The following is a 24210-nucleotide window of genomic DNA, read 5'->3' on the forward strand; positions in this document are numbered from 1 at the left end:
TTCATTGTTACGCGGCGACGATTGATGGCATCAAAGTGCCGGGCCGTGCGGGTTTGCGCGCGGCAGGGAGACTGTCATGCGCAAATTCGCTTTCGAGACCGTCGATGTCTTCACCGAGGAGCGCTTCGGCGGCAACCAGCTCGCAGTCTTCACGGATGCGCGCGGCTTGAGCGACGCCGAGATGCAGTCGCTCGCCGCTGAGATGAACTACAGCGAGACCACCTTCGTGCTGCCGGCAGAGGACGCCGCCAACACCGCGCGCATACGCATCTTCACGCGCACGCATGAGATGCCCTTCGCCGGCCACCCCAATGTCGGCACCGCCTTCGTTCTGGCGCGGCACGGGCGGGCGGGCGACGGCGCTTTACGCTTCGAGGAGATCGCGGGCCTCGTCGAGGTCAAGGTCTCGCAGGATGCGGCCGGCGAGGTGACGGGCGCGACCATCGCCGCGCCGCAGCCGCTCTCGACCGGCGTCGAACTGCCGGCTGAGGCAATCGCGGCCTGCGCCGGGCTCGCGCCATCCGATGTCGTCGTGGCGAACCACCGGCCGGTGCGCGCCTCGGTAGGCGTCTTCTTCGTTCTGGCCGAGGTCACAAGCGAGGCGCTGTCGCGCGCGACGCCCGATCTCAGCCAGTTTCGCGCGATTCGGGATGCCAACCCTGGCCTGGAGGGCCGGTTCTCGCTCTTTATCTACGCCCGCGACGGCGCCACGATCCGGGCGAGGATGTTCGCGCCGATCAGCGGCACCTGGGAGGACCCGGCGACCGGCAGCGCCAGCGCCACGGTCGCCGCGTTGCTGCTGTCGCTCGATGGCGGCGACAGCGCGGCCTTCACGTTGACGCAAGGCGTCGAGATGGGGCGCCCCAGCTTGTTGCGGCTGACGGCGAGCCGCGGAGCGGACGGCATCCGCGCCACAGTCGGCGGCTCCTGCGTGCCTGTGTTCCGGGGCGAGGCGCTGCTGTAGGTACGTAGAATCGGGTTCAGCTGAACGCGTCATCCCGGATATTCGCTGCGCTGCTTGTCCGGGACAACGCGCGCTGTGGGTCAACGTCAGCAGGAACTGCTCCTGCCGTCCAGCCCCAGTTCCGCCCGCAACCGCTTGGTCAGCCCCGCTGCCACCAGCCTGTGGCTCTCGCGCAGATAATCCTGGAGCGCATCGTCCGGCATGGCCTCGTCGCTCAGGCGCTGGATCCAGCTCATGCCGCGCGAGGCGAGATAGGGGGCGGGGCGCAGGCCCGGCTGCTCCTTCAGGATGTCGAAGCTCGTCCAGGAGCATTTGAAGGTCACCGATAGCGCCACGCCGTCATCCGTGCGGGCGATGGCGAAGACCTTGTCGCCGATCTTCCAGACATGGGCGCCGCCCCATTGCACCACCGCATGGGTCGCGGGCAAGGCGGCGCAGAAGGCGTTGTACTCGTCGAGCGTCATGGCAGGCCTCGCCGGCAAGCGCCCTCAATAGCTGTCGGCGTCGATGCCGTGATCGGCGGCGGCCGCCTTGATCTGGGACCAGGTCTCGTTGTCGAGCGGAATGCCGCTGGCCGCCCGCTCGACCCGTAGCGCGCGTTCCTTGTCGCCCGGTGCCAGCACGGGATTGGAGGTGTCCTGCGGCTTGGCAGCGCGTACGAAGGCGAGGTAGCTCTCGATGCGGCTCTTGCGGAGTTCGGCATCCGGCTCGAGCCGGGCGGGGTCGATGAGGATGCCGAAGAGCGAGTTGATGATCCAGCTCTTCGCCGGCTTCTCGTCGATGCGGGCGGCCCCCATCAGCCCGGCCGAGAGCAGCTCCGCGATCAGCGAGAGGCCGGCGCCCTTGTGGTCGCCGAAGGGCAGCAGCGCGCCGAGCGGCAGGTCGGGAATCGCAAAGGGGAAGACGTGCTTCGGCTCGGTCGTCGGGCGTCCCTCGCCGTCGATGATGTAGCCGGGCTGCACCTGCTCGCCCTTGTTGAAGGCGACGCGGGCCTTGCCATGGGCCATGCGGCTGGTGGCGAAATCGAGGATGATCGGATCGCCGTCCGGTACAGGAATGCCGATCGCATGCGGGTTGGTGCCGAAGCGCGCTTCCTTCGCCGCATGCGGCGCGACGATCGGCGGGCGGCCGGCGACATTGACCCAGAACAGCGAGATCAGGCCGTGTTCTGCGGCGGCCTCGGCATAATGGCCGATGCGGCCGATATGGTGGGCGTCGAGCAGGTTGAGGATCGCGACGCCGCCCGTCTTCGCCATCGCGGCCGCCTGCTCGACTGCGTTGCGGGCGGCGGGCTGGCCGAGCGAGACGCCGGCATCGACGATCAGGAAGGGCGCCGCATCGAGGCGCGTGGTCGGCCGCGAGGCCGGAGAGAGATTGCCGTCCTTCAGCGCCTGAAAATAGAGCGGCAGCATGCCGACGCCGTGGCTGTCGTGACCGCTGAGATTGGCGAGGACCAGGTGATGCGCGGTCTCGTGCGCTTCCTGCGGGGACCAGCCCGCCTTGACGATCATGTCCCGGACAAGCGCGTCGAGCGAGTGGGGGCTGTGGGTGCGATAGGCCATGATGGGAGCTTCGCCAGAAGTGCTTGTTTGCCGGAACATCACAGTGCATGAGCCGGCAGCGCATGCAACCTGCGACGCGGAAGGGGCAGCCTGCGCCCCGACATCTCGACGTTTCGGTCGGCAATCCCTATGTTGTGCTCTGCAATCTTGCTTCATCGGGCCTTGAACCCGATCGAGGAGGGACGGACATGTTTTCGATACCCGGCCTGAAGGTCGTCTCGCTCACGGACGCGGCCGCGGCCCGCATTCACGAGATCATCGCGAAGTCGGCGGGGCTGGAGCCTGCGCTGGGCCTGCGCGTCGGCGTCAAGAAGGGCGGCTGCGCCGGGATGGAATACACTTTCGAGATCGCGCGCGAGGTCCGCAAGGGCGACGAGGTCGTCACCGAGAAGGATGCGACGGTGATCGTCGACGCCAAGGCGGTGCTGTTCCTGCTCGGGACCGAGCTCGACTTCAAGAGCGACCGCTTCTCCTCAACTTTCGTCTTCAACAACCCGAACCAGGTCTCGGCCTGCGGCTGCGGCGAATCGGTCGAGATCAAGCCGCATGCGGAAGCGGTGGCGGCGCATTGAGGCGGCCGTCCGGCGTGGCTGGACAAAAACGTCATTGCGAGCGCAGCGAAGCAATCCAGGTAGGACCGGGTTGAACCGTTCGGCGCGCTGGATTGCTTCGTCGCTTGCGCTTCTCGCAACGACGGCGAGCGCTCAGGCGACGCGGGTCGTCGTCTCGATTGCGTCCTCGGTGACGGTTCGGTTGCGGCCGGTACGCTTGGCCAGCATCAGCGCCTGGTCGGCGCGGTCCGTCATCGAGGCAGCCGTATCGCCGCGCGCGTAGCTCGCGACGCCGAGCGAAATGGTGATGCGGCCGAGATTCTCGTTGGTCGAGCGCTTGACCAATTCGCGCGTCAGCAGAGCCTGTCGAACCGTCTCGGCGCCGAACTTGCCGGCAATCAGATCGGCATCGGGCAGGATGATCGCGAATTCCTCGCCGCCGAAGCGGGTGATGATGGCCTTGTCCTTGAACTTGTCCTTCATGGTGCGCGCGACGAGGCGCAGCACCTGGTCGCCCGTGAGATGGCCATGGGCGTCGTTGAACTGCTTAAAGAAGTCGATATCCGCCATGACCAACGCGAAGGGCTCGCGCCGGAGCGTCGCCTGATCGATCGATTTCTGCAGCATCTCCTCGAAATGGCGGCGATTGGCGAGACCGGTCAGCGGATCGGTGAGAGCCTCGGCGCGCGTCGATTCCAGCGCCTCGCGCAGGTTGCGGATCTCGTTGGAGCTGTCGCGGAGCTGCGCCTCGAGCTTGGTCTTGCGCGTCACTTCCTCGCGAGTCGACAGCACCAGTGCCTCGACCCATTCGCGCAGTTTCTGCCGGTCGGCCGGCGGCGGCACGTCCTCGGACATCGCGCTGAGGCGACCATGATAGCGCTCGCTCGAATCGAGCGCCTTGTCGACGAGCGCCATGAGCCCGTCGATCTCGCCCAACACCTGCAGGCTCGTGCGCTCGGCATGGCGCGCGAGGCGCTCGGTTCCGATGAAGCGATCGTAGAGGCTGTCGATGTCGGCAGCGTCGATCTTGCCGTCGCCCCCCGTGATGATGGCGTTCATCGCCATGCTGACGGCCGGCATTTCGCCGCTCAGATGGGCGTACCAGACCTCGAAGGCACGCGGATAACTCGGCGAGCCATGCTCGCGCATGGCTGCGACCACGCGTTCGGCGAGATCGCCTGATGGAAGGGTGGGCGCCTCGTGCTCGCTCATGCCATCGATAGTCCGAACGCGAGCATCCTCACGGCCGCCGGCCATGATAGCTCCGATTAAAAATCGAAGCGGGACATCCTGTCCGTCTCGACGGCGGCATGCGCCCCTCCACGGCCGAGGTTCGCTCACCCCGCCCGCGCTGCTGACCCTAGGCCATGCTGGTTAAAATGCCGTTGATAATGCGCGCTTATCCAACGCGTACAGGGCGGAGCAGGAAGGCGGGCACATGGTCGCCGAGCCCCTTGACCTTCGGCCCGTCATCATCGTCCCGGCGCCTCGGTTCCGGCCTGGCGGTGCGCGGTTCCGGCGTACGCTCCGGCTTTGGAGCCTGTGTGACCGGTGCGGCCCCGGCGGCGGGAGTCGCCTCGCCACGGATCTTCGTGCGCGTCGGGCCGTCCGCAGCGGGACGACGCCGGCGCTGTGCGGAATCATCTTCCGAGGCCGGTCGTTCGACCCGGATCGGGCGCGGCGCCGTCTCCGGCTCGGAGCGCGGGCCACGCTCGGGGCGGCCTCGGCCGCCTGCGCGGCCGGAGCGTCGGTCGTCGCCACGCCCACGGCCACCCGAACGTTCCTCGCGCGGCGCGCCGGGGGGGAGATCATCGAGGCCGCTGCCTTCCTGCCAGGTGATGGCCTGGCCGGTCAGCTTCTCGATCGCCGCGACGAGCTTCTCGTCATGGCGCGTCACGATGGTGAAGGATGCGCCCTCGCGGCCGGCGCGGCCGGTGCGGCCGATGCGGTGGACGTAATCCTCGGCATGGGTCGGTACATCGTAGTTGAAGACGTGGCTGACGGCGGGAATGTCGAGCCCGCGCGCCGCCACGTCGCTGGCGACCAGGATCGGGTTCTCGCCGGTGCGGAAGGATTCCAGCGCCGCCATACGGGCGTACTGGTCCATGTCGCCATGCAGCGAGACCGCCGGGAAGCCGTGCTTCTGCAGGGATTTGTGCAGCGTCGCGACGTCGCGCTTGCGGTTGCAGAAGACGATCGCGTTCTGCAGGTCCTTGGCCTCCTTGATCAGCCGGCGCAGCGTGTCGCGCTTCTCGAAGTCCTGGCTGTTGGAGGCGATCAGCCGCTGCGTGATGGTCGTCGCGGCGGTGGCCGGGCGCGAAACCTCGACGCGGACCGGATTGTGCAGGAACTGCTCGCTGATGCGCGTGATCTCGGGCGGCATCGTCGCGGTGAAGAACAGCGTCTGGCGGGTGAAGGGGACGAGCTTGCAGACCCGCTCGATGTCCGGGATGAAGCCCATGTCCAGCATGCGGTCGGCCTCGTCGATGACGAGTAGCTCGACGCCGGTGAGCAGCAGCTTGCCGCGCTCGACATGGTCGAGCAGGCGGCCGGGCGTGGCGATCAGCACATCGACGCCGCGGGTGATCTTGGCATCCTGGTCGCCGAAGGAGACGCCGCCGATCAGCAGAGCGACCGAGAGCTTCTGGTTGACGCCGTAGCGGGTGAAGTTCTCCTCGACCTGGGCCGCGAGTTCGCGCGTCGGCTCCAGGATCAGTGTGCGCGGCATCCGGGCCCTGGCGCGGCCGGTCTCGAGGATCGTCAGCATCGGCAGCGTAAAGGCCGCGGTCTTGCCTGTTCCGGTCTGGGCGATGCCCAGGACGTCCTTACGGGCGAGCACATGCGGAATGGCCTGTGCCTGGATCGGCGTGGGGTTGTTGTAGCCTGCGGTCGTGACGGCTGTCAGAACCTTTTCACTCAGGCCGAGTTCGGCGAATGACATCGATGGTTGCGCTTCTTCTGGGTCGGTGACACGTGGCGGGATGACCTACTCAACCGCGACGCTGGCGCGACTTCTCATTCCTGCGCGCCTTCGGACCCGTGTGCATTGCAGAAAAAGCACGGCAAAGTCAATAAACTAGGGCCTTCAGGAGCCATCCGCCTCATGCATGAACCCCTTGTCCTGCTTCCGGGGCTAAGCTGCGACGCCGCGCTTTACGCTCCGCAATGGCCGGCACTCGCCTCCGGCCGCCCTATCCTGGTAGCCGAGCACGATCGCGACGAGAGCCTCCCGGCCATCGTCCGGCGCCTGCTCGCGGCCGCGCCAGATCGTTTTGCGCTCTGCGGCTTGTCGATGGGGGGCTATGTCGCCTTCGAGGTGATGCGGCAGGCGCCGGAGCGCGTGACGCGTCTCGCCCTGCTCGACACCAGCGCAAAGCCCGCGACGGCGGAGACGAACGCCCCGCGCGAGCAGATGATCGCGCTGGCGCAGAAGGGCGCCTTCGATAATGTGACCACGCTGCTCTGGCAGAAGCTCGTCGCTCCACAGCGGCTCGCCGACGAGCCACTGCGGCTTTGCGTGCGCGCCATGGCGGAGCGGATCGGCGCGGACGGATTCGTGCGCCAGCAGCACGCGATCATGGGGCGCCCGGATTCGCGGCAGGGGCTGGCCGGCATAGCTGTTCCGACGCTGGTGCTGGTCGGCGAGGAGGATGAGATCACGCCGCCGGCGGAGGCGCAGGAGATCGCCCGGGGCATCGGGGCGCAGGCGCGGCTCGTCACCATCCCCGGCTGCGGCCATCTCTCGACGCTCGAAGCGCCGGAGGCTGTCACGCGCGAATTGCTGGCCTGGTTGAGCTGAGGCCGGATGAACCAATCGCTAGCGGGGCAGGGCGCAGGGGTCGAGCTTCGTCTCGCTCGCGGCCTTGCGCAGCGAACCGGTCACCATCGGATCGACGGCCTTGCCCGTTGCCGCCGCCGAGGCAACTTCGGCCAGGCGGTCTCGGTCAAGCTGGTTCGAGATAAGGTTTGCGGCGACGACTGAAAGCAGCGCGATCGCCGCGCCGGCCTTGGCGATGCCGGCCACCATGCTGCCGCGGTTGCTCTTCCAGAACAGATCGATGAGCCGCATCGGGCGTTCCCGCATCAGAAGGGGCGCCGTCGCCCCACCCCCGACAAGATGCGGCCATATCCGTAAAAAGATGGTTAGCGAAGCGTTGCGGCCAGGCACCGGATCGCGATGATTCCGCCGCGATCACGCTGTCATCCCGGAACTGCGCCGGTGAGCGGCTGGTTCAGGATGACGGTGAACGTATCCGCAAAATCAGCGCAGGCCAGACCTTTTGGGGTCGACGGGCCGATCTTGCCGCCAACCCGTCAAGCGGATTGCCCTTCGAGCTTGGCGCGGTTCTCGCGAAACACCTTCCGAAGCGCCGCCATGACGGCGATGACGGCCGGCCGCTGGCGCGACACCTCATGCGTCACCAGGAAGATCTCGTCCGCCGTCCTGTCCGGCGGCGGCTGCAGCCGAAGCAGCGTCCCGTCGGCATCGGCCATGAAGCAGGGCGCCATCGAGACCGTGCCCGCCGAGCGGATGCTCTCGTAGCGCGCGGCTGAATCGCCGACGCGGGCCGCGATCGGCCGGCCGGCGGCATAGGCGAGTATATGCTCGTCGATGCGCGAGGAGGTCTCGCGGCTGACCGAAATGACCGGCGCGGTCGCGGGGTCGACGTCGCGGCGGGCATAGAGCGCCTGGACGAGCCGCCCGACCTTCTGGCCGAAATAGCCCGGCTCATCCGGGATTCTCGACATGCGCAGGGCGATGTCGGCGTCGCCCCTTCCGAGATCGAGCCGGTCGCGCGTGCTGATGATGACGATCTCGACGCCGCCCGCATCGGCTGAGATCGTGGCGGCATATTTGGTGAGGAACAGGCTGATCGATGTCGTCGCCGTGATCCTGACCGGCGCGTCGGCGGCCGTGCGCGCCGACTTCGCCCGGCTGGCGAAACGCTCGGCTGCGGCCGCGACCCTGCCGGCCTCCTGCGCGAGCTCGGCCCCGGTCGCCGTCAGCACGAGGCGATTGGCGCCGCGCCGGAACAGCAACACGCCGAGTGCGCGCTCGAAGGCCTTGAGACGGCGCGCGATCGTCGCCTCGCTCAGGCCGAGCCGGAGCGCTGCCAAGGCCAGCGACCCGCTTTCGGCGATGGCGTGGAAGATCCCGATATCGTCCCAGCCGGGCGCCGCCAGATCGCCGTCGCGTCGAGATGGAGGGGGAGCAGGCTGCCCCATGCGATCAGCGGCCCGGAGCGGAAAAGGCTGCCGGGGCAGGGAGAGTAGTCATGCAGGCGGGACCGGTGCTCGGAATGGTGAGGTGCGTGTGGCATGGATCGACCATGCCTGTGGCCCGGTTCGCTGGCAGCCCGGCATCTTTGGCGTCCAACCCCCCAAAGATGCGGGGCTCCGCCGTCACTGCCCGGCGGCCGCGTCGCCTCACAGGTCGATCAGCTCGCCCGCGAAGGCGGCGCGCTCCTGGATGAAGATGAAGCGCGCTTCCGGCTTGTTGCCCATCAGGCGTTCGACGGTGTCGGCGGTTTCCTCGCGCGTCTCGTGGTCGACCATGACCTTGAGCAGAATGCGCTTGCTCGGGTCCATCGTGGTTTCCTTGAGCTGGGCCGGCATCATTTCTCCCAGGCCCTTGAAGCGGCTGATCTCCGGCTTCTTGCCCTTGAAGATGCTGGCGATAAGCTCGTCCTTATGGGCGTCGTTGCGGGCGTAGACCGACTTGCCACCGTGCTGGAGCCGGTAGAGCGGGGGCACGGCGAGATAGAGATGGCCCTTCTCGATCAGGCGCGGCATCTGCCGCCAGAAGAAGGTCACCAGCAGCGAGGCGATATGGGCGCCGTCGACATCGGCGTCGGTCATCACGATGACCTTCTCGTAGCGCAGGTCATCCTCGCGGAACTGGCTGCCGATGCCGCAGCCCAGCGCCAGGATCAGGTCGGCAAGCTGCTGGTTGGCATTCAGCTTCTCGCGGGTCGCATTGGCGACATTGAGAATCTTGCCGCGTAAGGGGAGGATGGCCTGCGTCTGGCGGTTGCGCGCCTGCTTGGCCGAGCCGCCGGCCGAATCGCCCTCGACGATGAAGAGCTCCGAGCCGGCGGCGCCGGCCGAGCTGCAGTCGGCGAGCTTGCCGGGCAGCCTCAGCTTGCGCGTCGCGGTCTTGCGCGAGACTTCCTTTTCAAGACGGCGGCGTAGGCGCTCCTCCGCGCGGTCCACCGACCAGTCGAGCAGCTTCAGTGCCTGCTGCGGCGCCTGTGCGAGCCAGTGGTCGAAGGCGTCGCGCACAGCGTTCTCGACGATGCGCGAGGCCTCCTGGGTCGCGAGCTTGTCCTTGGTCTGCCCCTGGAACTCCGGCTCGCGGATGAAGACGGAGAGCATGGCCGCGCAGGTCGCCATCACGTCGTCGGAGGTGACCTGCGCCATGCGCTTCGACTGGCCGATGCGCTCGGCATGGTCACGCAGGCCCCTGAGCAGGGCGATGCGCAGCCCCTGCTCGTGCGTGCCGCCTTCCGGCGTCGGGATCGTGTTGCAGTAGGAGGAGGCGAAGCCGTCCTCGCCGGTCGCAAGCCAGGCGATTGCCCATTCCAGCGAGCCGTGGCTGCCGTCCCTGGTGATTTTGCCGGCGAAGATCGGCTCGGCGACGAGGTCCTTGCCCTCGATCTCGCGGCCGAGATAGTCGCGCAGACCACCAGGGAAGCGGAACACGGCCTCGGCCGCGACGTCGCCCTCGGGCTTCAGCAGCGATGGGGCGCAATGCCAGCGGATCTCGACGCCGCCGAAGAGATAGGCCTTCGAGCGGGCCATGCGGAACAGGCGCGCCGGGATGAAATGCGCGCCCTCGCCAAAGATCTGCGCGTCAGGGTGGAAGCGAACGCGAGTGCCGCGCCGGTTGGCCACCGGGCCGACCGTCTCCAACGGGCCCTGTGGCAGGCCGCGCGAAAAAACCTGGCGGTAGAGCGTCTTGCCCCGCGCGACCTCGACCTCGAGCCGGTCCGACAGCGCGTTCACGACGGAGACGCCGACGCCGTGCAGGCCGCCCGAAGTCTCATAGGCCTTCGAGTCGAATTTTCCGCCGGCATGCAACGTCGTCATGATGACTTCGAGCGCCGATTTGCCGGGGAATTTCGGATGAGGATCCACCGGGATGCCGCGGCCATTGTCGGTCACCGCGATCGAGCCGTCTTCCAGCAGCTCGACATCGATGAAGCTCGCATGGCCGGCGACGGCCTCGTCCATGGCGTTGTCGATCACCTCGGCGAAGAGGTGGTGCAGCGCGCGCTCGTCGGTGCCGCCGATATACATGCCGGGACGGCGCCGGACCGGCTCCAGCCCCTCCAGTACCTCGATGGCCGAGGCATCGTAGCCGGCCTCCGACAGCGTGCCGTTGCGCGGGGGCGTCGGCGCCGCGGACTGGGCCGGACGGACGCTGCCGGGAGCCTCGGCAGCGCCGAGCGCCGGGCGCGGCACGGCGGGCCGAGCGGCGGTCGACACTGGCCGCTCCGGTTCCGTCCCAAATAGATCGCCGCTGTCCGACATCGTGTCCGTGCGTCCCATGATTCGCGACTGCAGATGATAGCGCAGAAGGCAAGTCCCTGCGCGTTGCGCCCCTTCCTACAGGCCCGGATGCCGGGAGGAAACCGGCTCCTGCGCCTTGCGTCATTCCGCCGTCACCCGAAGGGATGAAAAGGAGAGAGGGAACCGGATCGTTCAGGCGGCATTAACAAGGCTGGATCGAGGCTGGAATTGGCGATTCGGAGGGGCTGGGCAGCGCGCTGCAGCCTGCTAGGATCACCGCAAATGGGGGGAGGGCGCCGTGACTTCCATACGTTCCGTACCGAGAGTGAGGGCTGCGAGCCTGGAGCGTACCGCCCGGCTTGCGGGCGAGGCATTCGGGCATGAGGAACTGGCACCGCGCCAGCGCCTCGATGCGTCCCTGCTGCAGCCTTCGCGTTGGCTCTTGTGGCTCCTGGCCGGCCTGACCGCGGCCGCGGGCCTCCTGGTGCTGAGCACGCGCTGAAGGGTTTGCCCGGCGCGGTCACTCGCTGAAAAATCGGTGGTGGAACGCGGGCGCACAGAATCGCCATCCGGCAAGGCGCTGTGCTGACTTGAGGCGAACTGCGGCGACGGCCGGCGCCCGGCCTCATCTCGGAGAATATCAACCTTTTTGCCCTACGCAGAGACCTGCGGAAGGGTTTCTTGCGATGCGCTGCATCATCATCAGTGATTTCGGTTCCGTGAATGGCGGGGCGGCCAAGGTGGCGATCGAAAGCGCGCGCGGCCTCGCGGAAGCGGGCATCGACGTCGTCTTCGCCTGCGCCATCGGGCCTGTTTCGGAACGACTGGAGCATCCCCGCATCAGCGTGGAACTGTTCGCCGGAGAAGAAATCTGGAAGGTCGGGGGCAAGCTTGCGGCCGCCCGACAGGGTGTTTGGAATGCTGCGGCCCATGCCTTCCTGGCCGCGCTGCTGGCGCGGCAGCCACGAGCGGAAACGATCGTGCATCTGCATCAGTGGACCAAGGCCTTCAGCCCGGCCGCGATCGCAGCCGCCGGCGAAAGCGGCTTGCCTGTGGCGATCACGATGCACGACTATTTCTCGTTCTGTCCGACGGGCGGGTATTTCGACTTCAAAAGCAATGCGCCCTGCCGGCAGACGCCGATGTCGGTCGGCTGTATCGCCGCCAATTGCGACCGCACCTCCTACGTTCACAAGCTCGTCCGCGTCGCCCGGCAATGGCGCTCCGACGACGCGATGAGCAAGCTCAAGGCGCCGCTCTTCCTTCATGTCAGCGATTTTGCCCGCCGCTTCGCCGAGCCCTTCCTGCCGAAGCAGGCGCGCCATGTGGTGGTCGAGAACATGATGGAGGCGCAGAAGCGCGCGCCGACGGATGTCGCGAAGAACCGGCATGCGTTGTTCCTGGGCCGGTTCACACAGGAGAAAGCCGGCGATGTTCTGGCCAGGGCGGCGCGCGATGCCGACATGCCGGTGCGCTTCGTCGGTGAAGGGCCGCTGGCTGCGGAGATCGCGCATATCAACCCACAGGCGGAGGTCCGCGATTGGGTTCCGGCCGAGCGCGTTTTCGAGGAGATCGCGCAGGCTCGCTGCCTCGTGCTGCCCTCGCTCTGGTATGAGCCGGGCCCTCTCGTCATCGCGGAGGCGCGTTCGCTCGGCGTGCCGGTCATCCTCTCGCGCACCACCGGTCCGGCGAGCTGGATCGTCGATGGAGAGGACGGGATCCTGGTCGAAGGCGGCGACACCGCGGGGCTGACCGCGGCGCTCCGCCATCTCAAGAACGATGCCGTGGCTGGCACGATGGGGGCTGCCGCGTACCGTCGCTACTGGGCCGATCCGCTGACCACCGGTCGGCACATCGAGCGCAGCATCGCCGCCTATCGGAGCCTGCTCGAAAAGTCGGTGCGCGTCGGTGAGGTCAGGCCCTGAAGGTGCCCTGCCATTGAGAATTGTTTCTCATGGCGGTCAGGTTGTAGCCTTTGGTCCGATCGCGCTTGTACTCAATCAGCTGTTCGACGCCCGTGATCGGTACCGTCCCGTCATCCAGCAGCAGGTGGACCTGGAGCTCCCGATCGACGAGCACGTGCCGCGTGAGCGCATGGGACTCATCCGCTCCGTGATCTTCATAGATCACGAGAGCATCATTGTTCAGGGCCCGCTCCATTCCGGAGAGGGCCTGACGCTCTACACCCTCTACATCGAGCTTGACCACGAGCCGGCGCTCCGACCAGCCATGCCTGGCCAGCAGGTCGTCGATCGCGATCGATTCCACGGTCGCGCCTGAAGAGGGCGCCCCGTCCTCGGCGATGCCGCGTGCCTCGTGAGCGGCATCCGTCAGGACGACGTCGATTCCCGAACGATCGAGAACGGCGCGGTGCAGGGAGATGACGCGATCCGCCTGGGGTGCGATGTTGCGCGCCAGAATGTCGTAGGTGGGCCTGGACGCCTCGATTGCGAGAACCGGCTTGCGGCCTCCGCGGTCGGACGCAGCAAAGACCGACCAGTAGCCGATATTGGCCCCGCAATCGACGAAACCGTAGTCCAGATCCGCGATGCCGCGCAAGAAGCGAGCGAGCTCAGGCTCGTGATCGTACTGCGTCAGTAGCATCCGATTCCAGTAGGGGTCGTCGGCCGGGAAGGTCACCGCCGCATCGGGGTCGATGTCGATCCGCGCCATCGCCCCCTGCCATGCCGTCGATCCGATCAGGCGACAGAGCTTGTAGAGGCCCCGTTGCCGCATCGGTTGAGACGCGGTCGCATAGAGATTCAGAAGGGCGATCAACGCCCTGTCGATGGTGCGCCTCGCTTCGACGCGCCCCGTCACGCGGTCGATCAAGAGCGACGGCTGTCGGCTCGCTTGCAGGTCCACGGTCTGCTCCTTGTGTGCGCGGCGCGGACGCTAATCGCCAAACCTCAGCAATCGGTGAAGGGAGGTAAAGGCATTGACAGGATTAAAAACCTAACATAGGAATGTTCGTGTTATGTTCTCACGGAGAATGAGCTGATGCCTTCCTATGCCGTTTTCGATGATGTCGTCGTCGCCCGCACCGCTGCCGCGAGTGCCGGGTGGACGGCTTTCACCGGCCTTCAGACAGTGCTGGACGCAGCCCGCAGTCAGGGGCGCCCGTTGTTCTTTCAGCCTGGAACCTATGATTCCGGAACGACGACCATCCTCACGACCAATGGAGGCGGCAGGCCGCTTCAGGCCCGCGCGGTGCCGGGCTCTGTCATCCTGCGGTTCACTGGCTCCGATATCTTCTTCAGGATCGAGGGGCAGACCGACGTGCGTTTCGACGGCCTGATCTTCGACGGCCAGAATCGTCCTCTGACCGACTATGTCTCGCAGAGGCCGGCTTTCATCGCAGTCGCCTCGGGCGCAAAGAACGTGGCGTTCGAGAACTGCGCCATCGTCAATTCCCCGGGGATCGGGATCTATGTCTCCAGCGGTGCCGAAGTGCTCGTTCGCGGTAGCAGCCTCTCCGCGCACTCGGTCGGCATCTGGAGTGAAAATGCGAAGATCAGCGTCCTCGCGAGTTCGCTCGCGAACATGTCGAACAACGGCATAGCGGTCTGGCGCGATTCCGTCACCGGCGACAGCTCGACGATCTCCGGCAATCTGATCAACGGCATCGAGAGCGCCGCAGGAGGAACCGGTCAGAACGGCAACGGCGTCGCGATCTTCCGGGCGATCGGGGTGACGGTGACTGACAACAAGATCTTCGCCACCAAGTATTCGGCCGTGCGCTGCAATGGCGGCGGACTCTACAATATCTGCAACAACAACATCTATAATACCCGCGAGGTCGCCATCTTCGTCGAGGCGCCGGGGGCTGGGATTGATCTGACCGGCTGCGTCGTCTCGAACAATTGCCTCGATACGGTTGGAAACGGCATCAACGTCGCCAATTCCGGCCAGTTCAGCGACGGAACCGCTCGAAGCGTGGTCATCGAAGGCAACAGAATCTCGAATGTCCTGAACAATCCGATTCCGGACGCGGGCTACTATCCGCCCTCGACGATCGGCAACGGCATCACCGTCGAGCAGGACTGCGTCGTATCCGGCAACCTGATCGAAGGTGTCGCCCGCGTGGGCATCCAGGCCGGCGTGAATACGGGAGCGCGCGATCTCGTGCTGACCGGCAACCTCGTCCGCGGCGCGGCCATCGGCATCGGCGTGTCGAATGATGCCGTGATGGGCTCGGACCGGTCCATCGTCGTTTCGGGCAATGTTGTCCGCGCCTGCAGCGTCGGCGGCATCGTGCCCAGTGCCTTCACGGGCACGACCTTCAACCGCGTCGGCACGACCGAGTATGGAAACGTGCTGGCGACCACTGCGGGCAGCGTGACGTTCGGCCACAATCGTTTCGTCTGAGCCGAGCTGCGTCCAACAAAAAACCGGGGCGTTTCCGCCCCGGTGTTTCAGGTGGACCGCCAGCTTGCGGTCGGGAGGAAGCTCGTGGCCGGTCCTTTGCGGGCCGGCCACAAACCCTCAGTAGGAGTAGTACATCGCGAACTCGACCGGGTGCGGCGTCATTTCGAAGCGCGCCACATCCTGCATCTTGAGCTCGATATAGCTCTCGATGAAATCGTCGTTGAAGACGCCCCCGGCCTTGAGGAAGGCGTTGTCCTTCTTGAGGGCGTCCAGGGCCTCGCGAAGCGAGCCGCAGACGGTCGGGATCTTCTTCAGTTCGCGCGGCGGCAGGTCGTAGAGATCCTTGTCCATCGCCGGGCCCGGATCGATCTTGTTCACGATGCCGTCGAGGCCGGCCATCAGCAGGGCCGAGAAGGCGAGATAGGGGTTCGCCATCGGATCGGGGAAGCGGACCTCGACGCGCTTGGCCTTGGGCGAGGTCGTCCACGGAATACGGCAGGAGGCCGAGCGGTTGCGGGCCGAATAGGCCAGAAGCACCGGAGCCTCATAGCCCGGGACGAGGCGCTTGTAGGAGTTCGTCGACGGGTTGGTGAAGGCGTTCAGGGCCTTGGCGTGCTTGATGATGCCGCCAATGTACCACAGGCACTCCTGCGACAGGTCGGCATACTTGTTGCCGGCCATGATCGGCTTGCCGCCCTTCCAGATCGACTGGTGGACGTGCATGCCCGAGCCGTTGTCGCCATAGATCGGCTTCGGCATGAAGGTCGCGGTCTTGCCGTAGCTCTGGGCGACGTTGTGGATCGCGTACTTGTAGACCTGCATGGTGTCGGCCATGTGGGTCAGGGTGTCGAACTTCAGGCCGAGCTCGTGCTGGGCGGAAGCGACCTCGTGGTGGTGCTTCTCGACCTTGGCGCCCATGGCGGCCATGGCAGCCAGCATCTCGCCGCGCATGTCCTGCGCCGAGTCCTGCGGCGGGACCGGGAAATAGCCGCCCTTGGTCGCGATGCGGTGGCCGAGGTTGCCGCCCTCGTAATCGGCGTAGCCGTTGGTCGGCAGCTCGACGTTATCGAGCTTGAAGGCGGTGTGGTACGGGTCGGCCGCGATCTTCACGTCGTCGAAGACGAAGAACTCTGCTTCCGGGCCGACATAGCAGGTGTCGCCGATGCCGGTCGACTTGAGATAGGCCTCGGCCTTCTTGGCGATGCCGCGCGGGTCGCGGTTGTAGGGCTCGCCTGTGGCTGGCTCGAGCACGTCGCAGGTGATGACCATCGTCGCGGCCGAGAAGAACGGGTCCATCACGGCCGTGGTCGGGTCGGGCATCAGCAGCATGTCGGACTCGTTGATCGCCTTCCAGCCGGCGATCGAGGAGCCGTCGAACATCGTGCCCTCGGCGAAGATGTCCTCATCGATCATCGTAATGTCGAACGTCACATGCTGCCACTTGCCGCGCGGGTCGGTGAAGCGGAAGTCGACATACTTGACGTCGTTGTCCTTGATCGCCTGCAGAACATCCTTGGCGTTCTTCATCTCAGCATTCCTCTAAAGGTCGTTTCTCAAACTTTCGCGGTCCGGGCGGCCCTCATGGCCGCCGGGCCGCTGAACTCGCGGGTCGGGATTGCGCCCTCAGATCGCGTCCGCGCCGGTTTCCCCGGTGCGGATGCGGATCGCCCCCTCGACACTCGATACAAAAATCTTGCCATCGCCGATGCGCCCGGTCTGGGCCGCCTTCATGATCGCCTCGATGGCGCTGTCGACCATCTCGTCGGCGAGCACGATCTCGATCTTCACCTTCGGCAGGAAGTCGACGACGTATTCAGCGCCGCGATAGAGCTCGGTGTGGCCCTTCTGCCGCCCGAAGCCCTTGGCTTCGAGAACGGTGATGCCTTGCAGGCCGACCTCCTGAAGCGCCTCCTTCACCTCGTCCAGCTTGAACGGCTTGATGATCGCTTCGATCTTCTTCATGCGCCGACCGGCCTCCTTTGCGTGCTAACCGGGTTCCGGACCACCACCGGGACCCGACATGCCGCCCCTCCCGGCCTGCTAGGCCTGGGGCCAGGGCAGCCTCTTGGAGCAGCACTCAACATCCTTGGACTGCTCATAGCATCGGCGCATTCCGCCCGCTATGCGGCAGCACCGTGCCGGCCGCCTGATCATAAGGCAAGAAACAGATCATAAAATAATCATCTGCCTAAATATCGATCATTTCCGCATTCAGGCAGGGCGCTTGCCGGGATGCGACGGCTCTCCGATGATGAGCGGATGAGCGGAACAGCACACACCGATCTCGCCTTGCTCGACGTTAGCGGCATGGCGGCGGCGGACCAGGCGGCGATTGCGGCAGGCACGCCGGGCAACCTCCTGATGGAGCGGGCCGGCCGGGCGGTGGCGGATGCCGTCTGCCGGCGAGCGCCCTCCGGCGCCAGCGTCCTCGTGCTCTGCGGCCCGGGGAACAATGGCGGTGATGGCTTCGTCGCGGCGCGCCTGCTTGCGCGGCGGGGCCTGCGGGTCACCCTGGCGCTGGCAGGCGAGCGCTCCAGCCTTGCCGGCGATGCGGCCGCGATGGCGCAGCTCTGGACCGGCCCGATCGCCCCTTTAGTTGATGCGCGGCCGGAAGCACAGGACATCGTGGTCGATGCGCTGTTCGGTGCCGGGCTGAGCCGGCCGCTGGACGGCGCGGCCGCGGCGATGGCCGCCGCGGTCAACGCCGCCGGCAGGCCGGTCGTCGCGGTCGACGTCCCGAGCGGTCTCAGCGGCGATAGCGGTCAGGCTGTGGGCGAGGTCGTGCGCGCGGCCGAAACCGTTACCTTCTTCCGGCTGAAGCCAGGACACCTGCTTCAGCCTGGACGCAGCCTGTGCGGCGTCATCACGCTTGCCGATATCGGCATCGCGCCGGAACTCATCTTTACCGGGGAGCATCCGCCGACGAGCTTTCGCAACGCGCCGGCGCTCTGGCGCGGGCACTGGCCGGCCCATGCCGTCGATGCCCACAAATACCGGCGCGGTGCCGTACTCGTGGTCGCGGGTGGGCTGGCTGGGGTCGGTGCGCCGCGGCTCGGTGCGCGAGCCGCGCTTCGGATCGGCGCGGGGCTGGTCACCATCGCCTGCCGGCCGGAAGCGCTGGCGGCTCATGCCGCACGCGGCCCCGATGCGCTGATGCAGCGGGCAGTCGCCGATCCGGAGGCGCTGGCGCGTCTGCTGGCGGAGCCAAGGCTGTCTAGCGTGCTGATCGGCCCGGCGCTCGGGCTGGATGGTGCGGCGGGCGAGGCGGTGAGGGCGGTGCTGCGCACCAGCGTCCCGGCCGTGCTCGATGCGGATGCGCTGACCTTGCTGGGTGCGCGCGTCAGCGGATTGCGGCGCCGCGTGGCGCAGCGCGGCGCGGCGCTCGTTTTGACCCCGCATGAAGGCGAGTTCGCGCGCCTTTTCAGTGGCATGGCGACGATCATGGATGCGCCGTCTAAGCTTGAGCGGGCGCGCCGCGCCGCGATTCGTTCCGGGGCGGTCGTCGTGCTCAAGGGGGCGGACAGCGTCATCGCCTCGCCGCAGGGCCGCGCGGCCATCAACACCACCGGCTCGGCCGCACTCGCGACCGCCGGCTCCGGCGACGTGCTCGGCGGGCTGATCGCTGGTTTGATGGCGCAGGGAGTTCCAGCCCTCGAGGCCGCTTGCGCCGCCGTCTGGCTGCACGGCCGGGCCGGAGAGGAGGCCGGCGCCGGCCTGATAGCCGACGACCTGCCGGAAATCGTGCCGCGCCTTCTGGTGGAAGCTTCCGGGGTGGAATAGGTCTCGGCCCCGAATGTGGAACGGCCCGCCCCGGAAGGGCGGGCCGCACCGCTATCGACGCAACGTTGCGCTACGCACTCGATGCGGTATAAGGCGATCAGCTGCCCGAATAGGTCACCGCCGGCGCGGCAGTCAGCTGGTCCTTCGTCATCGTGATCTTGCCGTGGTCCGGATACATCGCCGGGGCCTTGGGCGCCGACGCGGCCGGAGCGGTGGCCATGCCGCCGCTCGTTCCCGATGTGCCGGTGCCCGTGGTCGCCGGGGCGGGAGCGGCTGCTGCCATCGGCTGGTCACTCCAGGTCACTTGCTCAAAGGGGATCGCGACATCCTTCGAGCCGATGCCGAGGAAGCCGCCGACGCCGACGGTCACCATTTCGACCTTGCCGGTCTTGTCGAATAGCACCTCGGTCACGTCTCCGACCTTCTTGTCGTCGGGACCGTAGATATCGACGCCCATCAGCTTCGAGGCGCGCCACTTGCCCTGGCCGGCCAGGTTGTTCTCGGGAGCCTTGGCCGGCGCCGGAGCCGGGGTCACGGTGGGAGAGGCGGGAGCTGCCGGCGCAGCAGGCGCCGTCGGGGAAGGCGCGGTCTGGGCGATGGCGGTCGCGGTCAGTAGAGCAAAGCCAAGCGTTGTCGCTGCAATATGACGTTTGAACATGATGTCCTCCTAAAGTATCCGCATCACAGCGGCTTGGAGGCTAAACGTCGAACTGCCGCATTTGTTTCACGTTGCGCGGCGAAAACACGCGCGATCCATAGTCCGATGCCGGAACGCCAGTGCGCCGAGGCGACTTCCGCGGCGGCAGCATGCCCGTCGTCTTGCGCGACAGGGTGCTGCCGCCGCGACATCGCATGGAACGGGCGCCTGACCCGCGGTGTTTCTTCGCAGGGCCGCCGATCTGCGCTATCATCGCGTGCAGCCGCGCCGCCAAAGGAGCGCGCCAATGCCTGGAACCACCATCACGATCGTCCTTCCCGAAACGGAACTCGCCGCGCTCGACCGACACCGCCGCGACGCCAGCCCCGGCCTGACCCGCGAGCAGGCCTTGTCCGAGATCGTAGCGGCCTGGGCAGCAGCCCAGCCGGGCGCGGTTCGTCCGCCGGCCGACGAGGGTATGCGACCGGAACAGCTCAACGCCAGCAACGACATGTGAGGCCGGTCTCGCACCTATGCGGCGTTGCCGACCTCGTCGCTCATTCCTCGGCGCTGTCGCGTCGGAGTTCGAAGGCAAGCATCGCCTCGGCCAGCGCCTGCAACTCCCGCTCCTTGTCGGCGGTTGCCTCGGCTGCTTCCAGTTCCCGGACCCGCCGCTGGGCGCGCTCGTAATCCTCTTCGGAGTGGACGATGATCGGTTCCTTCACGGTCGATCCTTCCAGCCGGTGGCGTCGTCGTGCCTGCGATCCCATTGCTTCACGGCTTCCAGCAGGGCCTCGAGTTCGCAGTCCTCGGATGTGCCCCGTATCGACTTGTCGAGGGCTGCGATCCGCCGTGTAGCGAGTTCATAATCCTCGACGGTCTCGATGACGATATGCGCGTGGTCGCGCTCGCCGGCGCGACCTGCGTGTTCGATCGTCGTCCGCATCGCTAATCCTCCCCGCCATGCGCCCGAAATAACTACCCACGGCGCGCCGTTCGGTTCCGCGATGCGCGGGACGCGAGTGTGACTTAAGGCTTCCTCAAGTGTTTGCTGCGCGATTCTGCGAAAGGTCCGTCCGAGGCAAGGGAGTTTTCGGTGAAGCCCGGCTGCGTCGCAAAATCCCTGTCCGTGCTGGTCTTCGCGGTCGCGGCCGCAGCCTTGTCATCGCCTGCGGAGGCTTTCTGGCAGCGCTCTCAGGTCTCGCATTGCGCGGACGCCACGACTCCGGCCGAGCGTGCCCGCCACCGCTGCGAGGAGCTTCGAGCCTATGCCGACCCCGGCTGGCCGGTGGTCGGTGTCGGTGAGATGGGCTTCTATGGCGTCCGAAAGTACCGGGCGCCGGCGTCTGCCTATCCGCCAGCCGGGCGCGCGCCCGTGCGCCGTCTCGGCTGATCCCGCGCCGTCCCGATTCTTCCGGCGCATTGATGGTGCGTCCGGCGGACTCTTGGCGACCGGAGATGGCCGGGCCTCCGCGTCGTCAGCGACGAAGAGCGCCGCGAATGCGGCTTGTTGCTTCAGGCTGTGATTTTTCGGGGATTTCTGGTGAGCGGGGTGGGGATCGAACCCACGACCACATGATTAAAAGTCACGTGCTCTACCACTGAGCTACCCGCCCTCACTGCCGCGCTGAATAAGGAGGTGCCGCGTGGCGGTCAACCGTTGCCACGCGTGTGCGTGGGGAAAGCTGAGGAAGCGGCGGTCGGCTGCGGACGTTAACCGACGATAAACCAAGCCGTCATAGCGTTCGGCCATGGTCATCCGCCGCGGCGTCAGATCCGTCCTCATCGCGCTTGCGCTCTACCTCGTGTCGGGCGCGGCCGTGAGCTATTTCATGTTCCACGCGCAGCACGGCGCGCGGGGGCTTGAGGCGCGCGACACCCTGCAGGACTCTCTGCGCGAGATGGAGGTTGAGCTGGCGGAGCTGACCGCCGAGCGCAAGGTCTGGGAGCAGCGGCTCTCGTTGGTGCGCGACGAGGCCGTCGACCGCGACGTGCTCGAGGAGCGCGCGCGCCACAGCCTGGGCCGGCTGCACCGCAACGACCTCATTCTGATGGGGCGCTGAAGGGCTGAAAAATACCCCGAAATAGTCACGGACGTATCGATTAACTGGAATTCAGTTGATTTGATAAATGTCAGCATTGTCAGCATCTTAAATCATGTTGCAATGCGAGATAGCTGCCTCGCCAAGGGTTTTGCGATCCTCTACAACCAAGGTCGAATGATCTTGGAGGACAGCCGATGGCCGTTGCCGCGCGCAAGACGAAAGCTCCCGCTCAAGCCAAGGCTGCTGCCAAGCCGGCAAAGCCACGCTCCGCAAAGGCCGGGGCAGAGAAGGCGGCGGGGCCTGCGCCCAGCAACATTCCGGTCTTCAGCAAGGACGAGGATCTCCAAGCTTATCGCGAGATGCTGCTGATCCGGCGCTTCGAGGAGAAGGCGGGCCAGATGTACGGCATGGGCCTGATCGGCGGGTTCTGCCACCTCTATATCGGGCAGGAAGCCGTCGTCGTCGGCATGCAGATGGCGTCGAAGGACGGCGATCAGGTCATCACCGGCTATCGCGACCACGGCCACATGCTCGCCTGCGGGATGGAATCGCGCGGCGTGATGGCGGAACTGACCGGCCGGCAGGGCGGCTATTCCCGCGGCAAGGGCGGGTCGATGCACATGTTCTCCCGCGAGAAGAACTTCTATGGCGGCCACGGCATCGTCGGCGCCCAGGTTTCGCTCGGCACGGGGCTCGGCTTCGCCAACTGGTACCGCGAGGATGGGCGGGTCTCGCTCGCCTATTTCGGCGACGGCGCAGCCAATCAGGGCCAGGTCTATGAGAGCTTCAACATGGCCCAGCTCTGGAAGCTGCCGGTCGTGTTCGTGATCGAGAACAACCGCTACGCCATGGGCACGGCGGTGAACCGCGCCTCGGCGCAGACCGATTTCTCGCGCCGTGGCGTCTCCTTCGGGATTCCGGGCGAGCAGGTCGACGGCATGGATGTCCGCGCCGTGCGCGATGCCGGCGCCCGCGCGATCGAGCACGCGCGCTCCGGCAAGGGGCCTTACATCCTCGAGATGCAGACCTATCGCTATCGCGGCCATTCGATGTCCGACCCGGCGAAGTACCGCTCCAAGGACGAGGTTCAGCGCATGCGCGAGGAGCACGATCCGATCGAGCAGGTGAGGGGCCGCCTGACCCGCGACTTCAAGATCGGCGAAGAGGAACTCAAGGCGATCGACGCCAAGGTCCGCGAGATCGTCAACGATGCGGCCGAATTCGCGACGCATGATCCCGAGCCGGATCCGTCCGAACTGTTCACCGACATTCTGCTGGAGCCGGCGCAGGGCTGACGCCCGCGCCTGCCGCCTCGTCCTTTCCCCGCGTCTCAGAATCCGGGTGCGTTCATGCCGATCGACATTCTCATGCCTGCCCTTTCTCCGACCATGGAGGAAGGAAAACTGGCCAAGTGGCTGAAGAAGGAAGGCGATCAGGTCAAGGCCGGCGACATCATCGCCGAGATCGAGACCGACAAGGCGACGATGGAGGTCGAGGCGGTGGACGAGGGCGTGCTCGCCAAGATCCTGGTCGCCGACGGCACCGAGAACGTCGCGGTCAATACGCCGATCGGCGTGATTGCGGCTGAGGGTGAGGACGTCTCCGCTGCGGCGAGCGGCGGTGGCAAGGCTCCTGCCGAGGCGAAGCCGGCAGAGAGCGACCCCAAGGTCGCACAGTCGGCGCCGCCCGCCGCCGTCGGCGAGGCACCCAAGGTCGCGGCCGCTCCGAAGGCGGAATCGGCCGTCGCTGCGCCGCCGCAGCCGAAGGCCTATGACGCCTCCTCCGAATTCCCGGCTGGTGCCGAGGTCGTCCAGATGACGGTTCGCGAGGCGCTGCGCGACGCGATGGCCGAGGAGATGCGGCGCAGCGGCGATGTCTTCGTGATGGGTGAAGAGGTGGCTGAATACCAGGGCGCCTACAAGGTCACGCAGGGCCTGCTGCAGGAATTCGGGCCCAAGCGCGTCATCGACACCCCGATCACCGAGCACGGCTTCGCCGGCATCGGCGTCGGCGCGGCGCTGGCGGGGCTCAAGCCCATCGTCGAGTTCATGACCTTCAACTTCGCCATGCAGGCGATCGACCAGATCATCAACTCCGCCGCCAAGACGCTCTACATGTCCGGCGGCCAGATGGGCTGCCCGATCGTGTTCCGCGGCCCGAACGGTGCCGCCGCCCGCGTCGGTGCCCAGCACAGCCACGACTATGCCGCCTGGTACTCGAACGTGCCCGGCCTCAAGGTGGTGATGCCCTACAGCGCCTCCGACGCGAAGGGGCTCTTGAAGAGCGCGATCCGCGACCCCAATCCGGTGATCTTCCTCGAGAACGAGATCCTCTACGGCCGCTCCTTCGACGTGCCGAAGGGCGACGATTTCCTGATCCCGATCGGCAAGGCCAAGGTCGTCCGGCCGGGGACCGACGTCACCATCGTCTCCTTCGGCATCGGCATGACCTATGCGCTCGGCGCTGCCGAGGCGCTGGCCAAGGAGGGCATCGAGGCCGAGGTCATCGACCTGCGGACGATCCGGCCGATGGACATCGAGACGGTCGTCGCCTCGGTGCAGAAGACGCATCGCTGCGTCGCTGTGGAGGAAGGCTTCCCGCAGTCCGGCATCACTGCCGAGATCGGTATGCGCATCATGGAAGCGGCGTTCGACTATCTCGACGCGCCGGTGGCCCGCGTCACCGGCAAGGACGTGCCGATGCCCTACGCGGCCAACCTCGAGAAGCTCGCCCTGCCGAATATCGGCGAGGTCGTCGCGGCGGCCAAGGCCGTTTGCTACAAGGCCTGACG

At 66.5% G+C, this 24210-nt stretch carries 25 protein-coding genes and 1 tRNA gene; 12 read left to right on the forward strand and 14 right to left on the reverse strand.

Annotated features, from left to right (window positions below; genetic code table 11):
* Positions 1–76: 76 nt before the first annotated feature.
* Complete coding sequence (locus ASE63_RS17995; protein ID WP_056804281.1) at positions 77–964, forward strand: PhzF family phenazine biosynthesis protein; 888 nt, start codon at positions 77–79, stop codon at positions 962–964.
* A gap of 86 nt (positions 965–1050) precedes the next feature.
* Here ASE63_RS17995 and ASE63_RS18000 read toward each other — a convergent pair whose 3' ends face one another.
* Together ASE63_RS18000 and ASE63_RS18005 are read right to left on the reverse strand one after the other, a co-directional pair.
* Positions 1051–1428, reverse strand: a complete 378-nt coding sequence (locus ASE63_RS18000; protein ID WP_056804284.1) for an MmcQ/YjbR family DNA-binding protein — start codon at positions 1426–1428, stop codon at positions 1051–1053.
* Positions 1429–1452: 24 nt separating this feature from the next.
* A complete protein-coding gene (locus ASE63_RS18005) occupies positions 1453–2526 on the reverse strand; it encodes a malate/lactate/ureidoglycolate dehydrogenase (RefSeq protein ID WP_056804288.1) in 1074 nt (357 codons plus the stop codon).
* Between the two features lie 188 nt (positions 2527–2714).
* Between ASE63_RS18005 and ASE63_RS18010 the strand changes: the two genes are divergently transcribed.
* Positions 2715–3098 carry an iron-sulfur cluster assembly accessory protein gene (locus ASE63_RS18010; RefSeq protein ID WP_056804292.1) on the forward strand — a complete coding sequence of 128 codons (384 nt, stop codon included), beginning with the start codon at positions 2715–2717 and terminating at the stop codon, positions 3096–3098.
* 132 nt (positions 3099–3230) lie between these two features.
* Here ASE63_RS18010 and ASE63_RS18015 read toward each other — a convergent pair whose 3' ends face one another.
* Both ASE63_RS18015 and ASE63_RS18020 read right to left on the reverse strand, forming a co-directional pair.
* The gene (locus ASE63_RS18015) at positions 3231–4289 is read right to left on the reverse strand and encodes a GGDEF domain-containing protein (RefSeq protein WP_162261799.1); all 1059 of its coding nucleotides are present in this window, start codon (positions 4287–4289) and stop codon (positions 3231–3233) included.
* Between the two features lie 187 nt (positions 4290–4476).
* Positions 4477–6018: a DEAD/DEAH box helicase gene (locus tag ASE63_RS18020; RefSeq protein WP_056804299.1), complete on the reverse strand. Its 1542-nt coding sequence runs from the start codon at positions 6016–6018 to the stop codon at positions 4477–4479.
* A 162-nt stretch (positions 6019–6180) separates the two neighbouring features.
* On the opposite strand from ASE63_RS18020, the gene ASE63_RS18025 reads away from it, so the two are divergent.
* Positions 6181–6876: an alpha/beta fold hydrolase gene (locus ASE63_RS18025; protein ID WP_056804301.1), complete on the forward strand. Its 696-nt coding sequence runs from the start codon at positions 6181–6183 to the stop codon at positions 6874–6876.
* An 18-nt stretch (positions 6877–6894) separates the two neighbouring features.
* On the opposite strand, the gene ASE63_RS18030 is transcribed toward ASE63_RS18025, so the two are convergent.
* The 3 genes from ASE63_RS18030 to parE form a co-directional block, all read right to left on the reverse strand.
* A complete protein-coding gene (locus tag ASE63_RS18030; RefSeq protein ID WP_156410449.1) occupies positions 6895–7146 on the reverse strand; it encodes a hypothetical protein in 252 nt (83 codons plus the stop codon).
* A 245-nt stretch (positions 7147–7391) separates the two neighbouring features.
* The gene (locus ASE63_RS18035; protein ID WP_056804308.1) at positions 7392–8303 is read right to left on the reverse strand and encodes a LysR family transcriptional regulator; all 912 of its coding nucleotides are present in this window, start codon (positions 8301–8303) and stop codon (positions 7392–7394) included.
* Between the two features lie 201 nt (positions 8304–8504).
* Positions 8505–10610 carry a DNA topoisomerase IV subunit B gene (parE, locus tag ASE63_RS18040; protein ID WP_056804573.1) on the reverse strand — a complete coding sequence of 702 codons (2106 nt, stop codon included), beginning with the start codon at positions 10608–10610 and terminating at the stop codon, positions 8505–8507.
* A gap of 277 nt (positions 10611–10887) precedes the next feature.
* Here parE and ASE63_RS27375 point away from each other — a divergent pair, with 277 nt between their 5' ends.
* Positions 10888–11091 carry a hypothetical protein gene (locus ASE63_RS27375; protein WP_156410450.1) on the forward strand — a complete coding sequence of 68 codons (204 nt, stop codon included), beginning with the start codon at positions 10888–10890 and terminating at the stop codon, positions 11089–11091.
* A gap of 184 nt (positions 11092–11275) precedes the next feature.
* Positions 11276–12514, forward strand: a complete 1239-nt coding sequence (locus tag ASE63_RS18045; protein ID WP_056804311.1) for a glycosyltransferase family 4 protein — start codon at positions 11276–11278, stop codon at positions 12512–12514.
* Here the strand turns inward: ASE63_RS18045 and ASE63_RS18050 are convergent.
* Positions 12504–13454 (reverse strand): FkbM family methyltransferase, encoded by a 951-nt coding sequence (locus ASE63_RS18050; RefSeq protein ID WP_056804315.1) that lies wholly within the window; start codon positions 13452–13454, stop codon positions 12504–12506. The two genes, ASE63_RS18045 and ASE63_RS18050, sit on opposite strands and share 11 nt — an antisense overlap.
* A 135-nt stretch (positions 13455–13589) precedes the next feature.
* Here ASE63_RS18050 and ASE63_RS18055 point away from each other — a divergent pair, with 135 nt between their 5' ends.
* Complete coding sequence (locus ASE63_RS18055; protein WP_056804318.1) at positions 13590–14957, forward strand: TIGR03808 family TAT-translocated repetitive protein; 1368 nt, start codon at positions 13590–13592, stop codon at positions 14955–14957.
* A gap of 117 nt (positions 14958–15074) precedes the next feature.
* On the opposite strand, the gene glnA is transcribed toward ASE63_RS18055, so the two are convergent.
* Both glnA and ASE63_RS18065 read right to left on the reverse strand, forming a co-directional pair.
* Entirely contained in the window at positions 15075–16484 is a 1410-nt protein-coding gene (gene glnA, locus ASE63_RS18060) for a type I glutamate--ammonia ligase (protein WP_056804320.1), read from the reverse strand.
* Between the two features lie 96 nt (positions 16485–16580).
* Positions 16581–16919 (reverse strand): P-II family nitrogen regulator, encoded by a 339-nt coding sequence (locus ASE63_RS18065; protein ID WP_056804323.1) that lies wholly within the window; start codon positions 16917–16919, stop codon positions 16581–16583.
* A gap of 297 nt (positions 16920–17216) precedes the next feature.
* On the opposite strand from ASE63_RS18065, the gene ASE63_RS18070 reads away from it, so the two are divergent.
* On the forward strand, positions 17217–18737 hold the full coding sequence (locus ASE63_RS18070) for a bifunctional ADP-dependent NAD(P)H-hydrate dehydratase/NAD(P)H-hydrate epimerase (RefSeq protein WP_056804576.1): 1521 nt from the start codon (positions 17217–17219) through the stop codon (positions 18735–18737).
* Between the two features lie 97 nt (positions 18738–18834).
* Here the strand turns inward: ASE63_RS18070 and ASE63_RS18075 are convergent, their stop codons facing one another.
* A complete protein-coding gene (locus ASE63_RS18075) occupies positions 18835–19395 on the reverse strand; it encodes a PRC-barrel domain-containing protein (RefSeq protein WP_056804326.1) in 561 nt (186 codons plus the stop codon).
* 286 nt (positions 19396–19681) lie between these two features.
* On the opposite strand from ASE63_RS18075, the gene ASE63_RS18080 reads away from it, so the two are divergent.
* Positions 19682–19891: a hypothetical protein gene (locus ASE63_RS18080; protein WP_056804329.1), complete on the forward strand. Its 210-nt coding sequence runs from the start codon at positions 19682–19684 to the stop codon at positions 19889–19891.
* Positions 19892–19931: 40 nt separating this feature from the next.
* Here ASE63_RS18080 and ASE63_RS27380 read toward each other — a convergent pair whose 3' ends face one another.
* Complete coding sequence (locus tag ASE63_RS27380; RefSeq protein ID WP_156410451.1) at positions 19932–20099, reverse strand: hypothetical protein; 168 nt, start codon at positions 20097–20099, stop codon at positions 19932–19934.
* A complete protein-coding gene (locus ASE63_RS18085; protein WP_056804332.1) occupies positions 20096–20320 on the reverse strand; it encodes a hypothetical protein in 225 nt (74 codons plus the stop codon). The genes ASE63_RS27380 and ASE63_RS18085 overlap by 4 nt, the downstream gene beginning before the upstream one ends.
* A gap of 150 nt (positions 20321–20470) precedes the next feature.
* Here ASE63_RS18085 and ASE63_RS18090 point away from each other — a divergent pair, with 150 nt between their 5' ends.
* Positions 20471–20767, forward strand: coding sequence for a hypothetical protein (locus ASE63_RS18090; RefSeq protein ID WP_056804335.1), 297 nt, complete (start codon positions 20471–20473; stop codon positions 20765–20767).
* Positions 20768–20915: 148 nt separating this feature from the next.
* Here ASE63_RS18090 and ASE63_RS18095 read toward each other — a convergent pair.
* Positions 20916–20990 (reverse strand) — tRNA-Lys (locus ASE63_RS18095).
* Between the two features lie 135 nt (positions 20991–21125).
* Here ASE63_RS18095 and ASE63_RS18100 point away from each other — a divergent pair.
* The 3 genes from ASE63_RS18100 (at position 21126) to ASE63_RS18110 (ending at position 24208) form a co-directional block, all read left to right on the forward strand.
* On the forward strand, positions 21126–21437 hold the full coding sequence (locus ASE63_RS18100; protein ID WP_056804338.1) for a septum formation initiator family protein: 312 nt from the start codon (positions 21126–21128) through the stop codon (positions 21435–21437).
* A 176-nt stretch (positions 21438–21613) separates the two neighbouring features.
* A complete protein-coding gene (gene pdhA, locus ASE63_RS18105; RefSeq protein ID WP_082610076.1) occupies positions 21614–22714 on the forward strand; it encodes a pyruvate dehydrogenase (acetyl-transferring) E1 component subunit alpha in 1101 nt (366 codons plus the stop codon).
* 54 nt (positions 22715–22768) lie between these two features.
* Positions 22769–24208 (forward strand): pyruvate dehydrogenase complex E1 component subunit beta, encoded by a 1440-nt coding sequence (locus ASE63_RS18110; protein WP_056804341.1) that lies wholly within the window; start codon positions 22769–22771, stop codon positions 24206–24208.
* Positions 24209–24210: the final 2 nt, after the last annotated feature.

It is taken from the genome of Allobosea sp. Root381 (genome assembly GCF_001429395.1).
Taxonomy (GTDB): Bacteria; Pseudomonadota; Alphaproteobacteria; order Rhizobiales; family Beijerinckiaceae; genus Allobosea.